Annotated in this window: 10 protein-coding genes; 2 read left to right on the forward strand and 8 right to left on the reverse strand. The window is 45.1% G+C overall.

The genetic code is table 11. The features are described 5' to 3' along the window. Nucleotides 1-185 precede the first annotated feature (185 nt). The gene (locus tag GXP22_06785; protein NOX09177.1) at nt 186-389 is read left to right on the forward strand and encodes a twin transmembrane helix small protein; all 204 of its coding nucleotides are present in this window, start codon (nt 186-188) and stop codon (nt 387-389) included. Nucleotides 390-446: 57 nt separating this feature from the next. On the opposite strand, the gene GXP22_06790 is transcribed toward GXP22_06785, so the two are convergent. Genes GXP22_06790 through coxB form a run of 5 tightly spaced genes read right to left on the reverse strand, consistent with a single transcriptional unit; the run spans nt 447 to nt 4,878 of the window. After that, nucleotides 447-1,319: a cytochrome c oxidase subunit 3 gene (locus GXP22_06790; GenBank protein ID NOX09178.1), complete on the reverse strand. Its 873-nt coding sequence runs from the start codon at nt 1,317-1,319 to the stop codon at nt 447-449. Nucleotides 1,320-1,355: 36 nt separating this feature from the next. Further along, nucleotides 1,356-1,961, reverse strand: a complete 606-nt coding sequence (locus tag GXP22_06795; protein ID NOX09179.1) for a cytochrome c oxidase assembly protein — start codon at nt 1,959-1,961, stop codon at nt 1,356-1,358. Continuing rightward, complete coding sequence (locus GXP22_06800) at nt 1,958-2,095, reverse strand: hypothetical protein (GenBank protein NOX09180.1); 138 nt, start codon at nt 2,093-2,095, stop codon at nt 1,958-1,960. Before GXP22_06800 ends, GXP22_06795 begins: the two co-directional genes overlap by 4 nt. A gap of 13 nt (nt 2,096-2,108) precedes the next feature. Then, nucleotides 2,109-3,734, reverse strand: coding sequence for a cytochrome c oxidase subunit 1 (locus tag GXP22_06805; GenBank protein NOX09181.1), 1,626 nt, complete (start codon nt 3,732-3,734; stop codon nt 2,109-2,111). A gap of 22 nt (nt 3,735-3,756) precedes the next feature. Beyond that, on the reverse strand, nt 3,757-4,878 hold the full coding sequence (coxB, locus tag GXP22_06810; GenBank protein ID NOX09182.1) for a cytochrome c oxidase subunit II: 1,122 nt from the start codon (nt 4,876-4,878) through the stop codon (nt 3,757-3,759). 218 nt (nt 4,879-5,096) lie between these two features. Between coxB and GXP22_06815 the strand changes: the two genes are divergently transcribed. Then, the gene (locus GXP22_06815; GenBank protein ID NOX09183.1) at nt 5,097-5,627 is read left to right on the forward strand and encodes a TlpA family protein disulfide reductase; all 531 of its coding nucleotides are present in this window, start codon (nt 5,097-5,099) and stop codon (nt 5,625-5,627) included. A gap of 11 nt (nt 5,628-5,638) precedes the next feature. On the opposite strand, the gene GXP22_06820 is transcribed toward GXP22_06815, so the two are convergent. From GXP22_06820 to GXP22_06830, 3 genes are all read right to left on the reverse strand, one after another. Continuing rightward, nucleotides 5,639-5,896: a hypothetical protein gene (locus GXP22_06820; protein NOX09184.1), complete on the reverse strand. Its 258-nt coding sequence runs from the start codon at nt 5,894-5,896 to the stop codon at nt 5,639-5,641. 108 nt (nt 5,897-6,004) lie between these two features. Beyond that, a complete protein-coding gene (locus tag GXP22_06825; GenBank protein NOX09185.1) occupies nt 6,005-7,498 on the reverse strand; it encodes a YdiU family protein in 1,494 nt (497 codons plus the stop codon). A gap of 4 nt (nt 7,499-7,502) precedes the next feature. After that, nucleotides 7,503-7,904 carry a hypothetical protein gene (locus tag GXP22_06830; GenBank protein NOX09186.1) on the reverse strand — a complete coding sequence of 134 codons (402 nt, stop codon included), beginning with the start codon at nt 7,902-7,904 and terminating at the stop codon, nt 7,503-7,505. Between the last annotated feature and the right edge of the window lie 149 nt (nt 7,905-8,053).

An 8,053-nucleotide genomic window follows, 5' to 3' on the forward strand; every position in this document is an offset into this window, starting at 1 on the left:
CCTTTTCAGCCGCACGATGTACTTGCCAATTACCCAGTTTGATAAAGACAACAAGACCAATAACAGCGAGTACGCTGCCTAAAAGGGAAAAACGAAAATAAAAGGGATACCTGGACACAAACAACACAACCAACTGTAAACAACTCAAAGAAGTCTATATACTACCTGAAAGACTCGGGATTTTAATCATGTTCAAGACACTTATTGCCATTAATTTTATATTGATTCTAGTCAGCCTGATATCAGGCATTTTTTTCCTCGCCAAAGATGGCGATCAATCCACAAGGGTTGTCGTATCATTAACACTAAGAGTCATTCTTTCATTTAGCCTGGTCATCATGCTCATTGCAGGCTGGTATTTTGGAGAGATTACACCACACGGACTTTAAACCAAAACAAAACAGGGCATTCATAACGAATACCCTGCGCTCTAGATCATTTCCTGCTTACATCCAGTATACGAATATAAACAAACCTAACCACACCACATCAACAAAGTGCCAATACCAAGCAACCGCCTCAAAGGCAAAATGATGTTTCTCCGAAAAGTGACCCTTGCTGCTACGCACCAGGATTACAATCAACATGATGGTACCCAGGACGACATGGAAACCATGGAAACCGGTCAACATATAGAAGATCGAACCATAGACACCTGAGTTCAGAGTCAGCCCCAATTCGGAATAGGCGTGGGCATACTCATAAGCCTGTAAACTAAAGAAGATAAGACCCAGAGCGACGGTAAAGACCAGGCCCCACACCAACTGTGACTGACTCTCCTTCTTCAAACCCCAGTGTGCCCAGGTCAGAGTTGCACCCGAACTCAACAGGATAATTGTATTGTATAAAGGGATACCCCAGGGACCAACAACTTCCTTAATCTGGGTATAACTCGTTGCATCTGGTAGATTTACCAATGGCCAGGCATACTCAAAGCCTTCCCATAATAAATTAGAACTCGCCAGATGCCCGACACCACCAAGAGAGGTTAACGAAATATTCCTCAAATAATACAAACAGGAAAAGAAGGTGACAAAGAAGAAGGCTTCCGAGGTAATAAACCAGAACATCCCCTGACGGAAAGAGCGATCAACACCTGCACCATATTTACCCGACATACTCTCATCAATGACATCACCAAACCAGCCAAAGAAGAGATAGGTAACCACTGCCAGACCCAATACAACCATAAATGGCCCAACATTAACCTCATTCACCCAAAGGGTAACACCCAACACGGTAAGAAATAGTCCAGTAACCGCCACAATCGGCCAACGACTGGGTTCCGGGATAAAATAACCTTGCTCTGCAGTACTCATTGCGCCCCCTTTTACAATTATATCTTTTTGTTATCTCTAATGTTCATGCGTCTTCATATAATCAGGATCTGGTATCAATCGTAACTTTGATCGATCCTTGTCCATCAAGGTATACGACAGGGTAATCGTCTTATATTGCTCAGGCAACCCGCCGTCTACTACAAACTTTAACAACATATCCCTGCTCTCACCCGCCTCTAATGTCTGCGAGGTAAAACAAAAACATTCAATCTTTTCAAAATATTCCGTTGCCTGCCAGGGCGTAATACCCGGTACTGCCTGTGCCTCTATACGCCTGTTCGAATTGTTTTTTGCAACAAACATCACCTCAGCAATCTCACCTGGATGAACATCAATCGTCTTTACCTTTGGATAAACATCCCAGGGTAAATCCGTATTGATCGTGGTATCAAAGCCAACCGTAATCGTTCGTGTCTTATCGACTGCCAGATTCAGACTTGATTCCTTAACCCGTCCCGGCGCCAAACTGGTACTGCTTAGCCCGGTCACCGAACAAACCAGGCTGTACAGTGGTACCATCGCAAAACCAAATGCAAACATTACAAGCACCAACATAAATAACTTTACTGCTGATTTTTTCGCCTTTATCTGATTGTCAGAAGGCTCAGGTCTATCACTCATCCTGCCATAGTCATCTTACTAAGATAAAAGAAGGGTAATGATGCCAAGCCCAGAGCAATGAGACCCAGTACAATCGCAACCCTTCGATTATTCCTGATTGTCGTTTGATCCTGCATTGTTTCATTATCATTCATAAGCAACATCAACCTAGTGATTTATCTTAATTTTGGGCGGCGTTGAAAAACTATGGAATGGCGGTGGTGATGATAGCGACCACTCCAGACCTGGCGTACCAATCTGCGCACCTTCCCAAGGCATATCACCGGCCTTCTTACCACCCTTAACTGTCTTGATAATAATATACAGGAATAAAAGATGTGACAGCCCAAACAGGAAACCACCAATACTGGAAATTACATTAAACTCCAGATACTGTACATTGTAATCCACGATACGACGCGGCATACCCGCCAGACCCGAGAAATGCTGCGGGAAGAAGGTCAGGTTAAATGACAGCGTTGTCCACCAGAAAAATATCTTGGCCAGAGTCTCGTCATACATATGCCCTGTCCACTTCGGCAACCAGTAAAACACGCCTGCATAGAGACCGAATACCGCACCAGGAATCAAGGCATAATGGAAGTGAGCCACCACAAAATAGGTGTCGTGATATTGCAAATCAGCAGGCACCACGGCCAGCATAACCCCGGTCACACCGGCAAACGAGAACATCAGGATAATCGCAATAGCAAACAACATTGGTGTCTCGAAGGTCATTGCCCCACGCCACATAGTGAAGATGAAATTAAAGATCATCAAACCAACCGGGATGGAGATCAAAATAGTCCCGATCATAAAGTAAGTCGTCACCGCCAGCGACATACCCACGGTATATTGGTGATGTGCCCATACAACCAGACCCAAGGCAAACAGGAAGGCCATAAAGTAAACCAGCGGTTTGTAACCAAACAATGGCTTGCGCGAGAAGGTTGGAATAACCAGACCTAACACACCAATAGAAGGCAACAACAAGACATACACTTCAGGATGTCCGAAGAACCAGAATAGATGCTGGAATAACACCGGATCACCACCACCCGCTGCATCAAAGAAACTGGTACCAAAGTGACGATCAAACAACAGCATGGTAACGCCACCGGCCAATACAGGCATGATGATAATCAGCAACAGACCGGTGAAGAACCAGGACCAGCAAAATAATGGCATATCCATCATCTTCATACCCGGTGCACGCATATTAAGAATCGTGGTCACGATGTTAATGGATGCCATGATGGATGAGATACCCAACAGATGCACGGTAAAGATCAACAGATCCATACCCATACCTGTTTGTATGGATAACGGTGGATACAGAGTCCAGCCCGTATTAACCGGTGTGCCCGTGCCTGGAATAAAACCAACCACCATTGATGCAACCAGTAAGATAGCCGCCGCTGGCAATAACCAGAAGCTCATATTATTCATACGTGGTAACGCCATATCCGGTGCCCCGATCATCATCGGAATCATCCAGTTAGCCATACCCGCCGCTGCTGGCATCACCATGCCAAACACCATAATCAAGGCGTGATCTGTTACCAGCATATTATAAAAATCAGGGTTCGTGATCTGTATACCAGGCATAAACAACTCGGCACGAATCAACATTGCCATCGCCCCGCCCAGAAATAACATCACCAGAGCAAAAATCAGGTACATAGTACCGATATCTTTATGATTGGTACTATATAACCAACGCTTGAAACCCGTTGGAGGACCGTCGTGATGGTGTTCGTCGTGATGGACGTCTTCGTTAATCACAGCACTCATTTATCTATTCTCCAAAGTGTTTTTATTTACGAACCGCTTTAACACTAGCAGGTTGCACAAGATCACCGGTATCATTACCCCAGGCATTACGCTCATAGGTAACAACAGCGGCCAACTCCAGGTCATTGAACTGATTCGTCCAGGCAGACATTGCCGTGCCCGCCTTACCGTTCATAACAATATCCAGATGAGCCGCAACAGGCCCGGTCGCAATCGCACTACCCTTCAATGCAGGGAATACACCAGGAATACCTTCACCTGTCGTCTGATGACAACCGGCACAATTAATGTCATAGATAGCCTTACCGCGCGCCATCAACTCATCCTTACCCCAAGTCTTGTTAGCCGATGCCTCAGCCAATGCTGCTGCCTTCGCCGTCTTCTGTGCCGTCACCCAGGCATCATACTTTTCCTGACTAACTGCCTCGACCACAATCGGCATAAAGGCATGACCGGTACCACAGTTCTCGGCACACTGACCACGATAGGTCCCTTCTTTTTCGATAAGCGTCCAGGTCTCATTGATATAGCCTGGGATAGAATCCTTCTTATAAACAATGGCCGGCACCCACCAGGCATGTAGCACATCACTCGCGGTATGCAGGAAACGGATACGTTTATTAACAGGCAATACCAGAGGGTTATCCACGGCGCGGAGGTAATTATCACCGGCCTCTTCCTTGGACAACATATTACTCACGATACGAATATCATCATCGATGTATTCGTAGGTCCATTTCCACTGCGAACCAATCACCTTAACGGTTATATCCGCAGGTTTTTGTTCTTCTACCTTCTTCAGTGCATCCAGTGCTGGCTCGGCAATACTCAGATCAATACCCAGTACGATGATGGGAACCAATAACCAGGACCAAGTACCAAAGGTGCCCTTATGAAAGTTCTGATCCGCTTGATAGTCTTTAGATTTTCTAAATTTTACGATGCTATAGGTCACCACAGCGATCACCACAATCATGATGCCTGTCGCCATCGTAGTGGTCATCATGTGCAAATCGTACATCTGCTGGGTAAGCGGGGATACTGGCTCAGGGAAATTAAGTTTATAATCTGCAAATGCGGTACCCGTCAGCAAGGATAATAGAAACCCTGTAACCCCAGTCAAAGATTTTTTTATACTGAACATACGCTCAATCCATCCCCCATTTTTGTTTTAGTGCGCGATATACATCGTTTTTTTATTTTTTCGTACCGGCTCTTGATATTAATCATGAAAAAACTATGGTTAATATGCCTAAGCAGCCTAAATCCTACTCTATACGAGATATTGTGGCAATAAAAAAATGACAAAAATCAATATCTCGTATGCGTATAATACACATAGACAATAAACCACAGGTTTTCATGAAAAATAAAATACTTATCAGTCTGCTACTAATTACCGCTCTATTAATCGGCATTGGTAGCCAACAACTACTCATATCCTCAGCGGTGCCGATAAAAAACAGCGCTGTTATCGGCACACAACGCCCGCCATTTATCCTTAATGATATTCATGATGTCGCAAGGAATGTAAATGAATGGGATCAACAAATACTTATCGTTAACTTTTGGGCAACCTGGTGCCCACCGTGCAGAAAAGAGATTCCAGCACTGATGTCGATACAAAAAGAATACGCTGATCAAGGACTACAGGTTATCGGCATTGCTGTTGATAGCACCGAAGCGGTGCGTGAGTATGCACAGGAAATGGGTATCCAATACCCACTCATGGCGGCAGACCTAGCGGCAATGGAGATTTCACGCCGTTATGGCAACACCAGCAATACCCTGCCATTTACTGCCTTCATCAATCGCTCAGGCAAGATTGTCACCCTCCATAATGGCGAACTGACGCGCAACGCCATCAAAGACATACTGCAACCACTACTCTGAAATGGACTGACTCAAGTATGTTTGCTATCACGCAATTTAGTGAAATAACAGTTCAGAAAGGTCGATGCGCTAAACATCACCCACAGAAAAAGAAAACTAAACACATAGGCTTTGATGCGAAAGGTACCCGCATCCACATCCAGCATCATGGCTGTTGCTACATCCACTGGATCAATAAAGGTAAACAATAAAAACACTATCGCGGCCACCACCATTGCATTGGTCCACAAAAAAGAAATCACACATTTACAACTAGGCCCTTCATTCATTACAAGCTCTCCGGCATTCATCACAAATTCCCCCAAATTTATCATAAATTGACATTTGTCATTATTATAAGTATCACAGATAACGAAGGTTTGGCAAGCTTTAAGCGACTACGAAGAACAACTCACACTCAGCTTTTTTGCCCACTCCGGAGGTAAAACCGTATATTTTTCATGGGCTTTCTGATCTTCGAAGGGTTTTTTTAATAATTGGAACAAACACTCCAACTCATCATAATTCTGTTCATCTTCCGCTGCGCGAATAACTTGCTCTGCCAGATGATTGCGTAAAATATACTTTGGATTGACCTGTTTCATCTGCTGACAACGCAATGCATCAACACTATCCTCATCCAGCAATCGAACTTTATAACGGCGCAACCATTGATTAAAGGCCTGCAAATCAGAAAATAGCTCACACAACGGGGCATTAACGGCATCTTGCCGGATAGAAAAAGAACATAAGCGACGAAACAGAAGAGTAAAATCAACACCATCAGCGGCCATCAAATCCAGTAACCCCTGTACTAATTGCTGATCTTCACTCTGTGATTCAAGCAAACCCAGCTTGGCACGCATTAAATCGGCATAGCTCTGTGCATAATGATCCCTATACTGTTCTAGTTCATCACGCGCTAATGCCACCGCCTGATCAACATCATCAGCTAATAAAGGCAACATCGCCTGCGCCAGACAACTCACATTAAACAAACCTCTATCCGGTTGCCGATTATAGGCATAAAGCCCCTCATGATCAGAGTGATTACAAATATAACCCGGATCATAGGCATCCATAAAACCATACGGCCCATAGTCTAACGTCAACCCGAGGATCGACATATTATCGGTATTCATCACCCCATGAGAAAAACCAACCGATTGCCATTGAGCAATCAAGTGCGCAGTACGCCGAATAATCTCAGATAACAAACCCTGATAAGGGTTTTTAACAGCCTGCAATTCAGGAAAATGATAGCGAATAACATAATCAGCCAGGGTGCGTAAATGATCAAATTGCTGGCGATAATAAAACACCTCAAACGAACCAAAACGCACATGACTAGGTGCCAGACGGGTGAGCATGGCCCCTCGTTCTATCTGTTCCCTGTAGACCTCATCTCTACTACCGACAATACATAGTGCGCGAGTGGTCGGAATACCCAGGGCATGCATTGCCTCGCTGCACAAATATTCTCTGATGGTAGAACGCAACACAGCACGACCATCCGCATTACGCGAGTACGGGGTGACTCCACTCCCCTTGAGCTGTATCTCCCAGGGTTCGCCCTGAGCATTGCGCACCTCACCCAACAGGATCGCCCGCCCATCGCCTAACTGCGATACAAAGTGACCAAACTGATGCCCGGCATACAACATAGCAATCGGATCGCTGCCCTCAAGCAAATTCTGACCAGAGAATATAGCCGCGATATCCGGGTGCACTGCTGCTGTCGCATCAAGATCAATCAAACCAGCGACATCCTGATTAAAATGTAATAGCTCAGGCGAACTAACGAAGGGCGTGGGGGCCACTCTGGAATAAAAATCATTCGATAAGGAGGCAAAAGAATTGCTGAATTTCAGCTTAGAAAAAACATTAGGCATCAAACTATCCAGACATCAAGCCAGCATGCCGGGTCTCACCCTCATCCAGGATACGTTCCTGCACCACACGCCACTGATCGTCATCTTCTTTTTCCAGCAACACCTCAACACCCTGCGCATTAACCGTACCATCAACACCCTCAACAATCTCATAGGTCTTGAACATAATACGACTCGTAGTATCCGCCACCATCTTCAGACCTTCATAGCGCACCGATTTAAGCAATTGATTATCAAACTCATGCTTACATTGCTCCGACCACTGCTGAAAACCAATAGCATCAAAACCCGGCACACCGGTCAGGCTAACACGCTGAGAGATCAGATCGACATGCGCCGCATGATCCCTGTTAGCCGCTGTTTTCACCACATCATTCAACCATTTTTTTACAATTTCTTCCGACATTTAAGAATACACCTTTAATAATTATGCTGGTGCGCAATGCGCACCCTACCTCTCCTCCGTAGGGTGATGAGATGGTCTCCTCCCCCTTTAATACGGCGTCGTAATGCGCCATGATGGAAGTTCAACATACCATCAACATAAAGAAACGA

The sequence above is a fragment of the Gammaproteobacteria bacterium genome (assembly GCA_013151035.1).
Classification (GTDB): Bacteria; Pseudomonadota; Gammaproteobacteria; order JAADJB01; family JAADJB01; genus JAADJB01.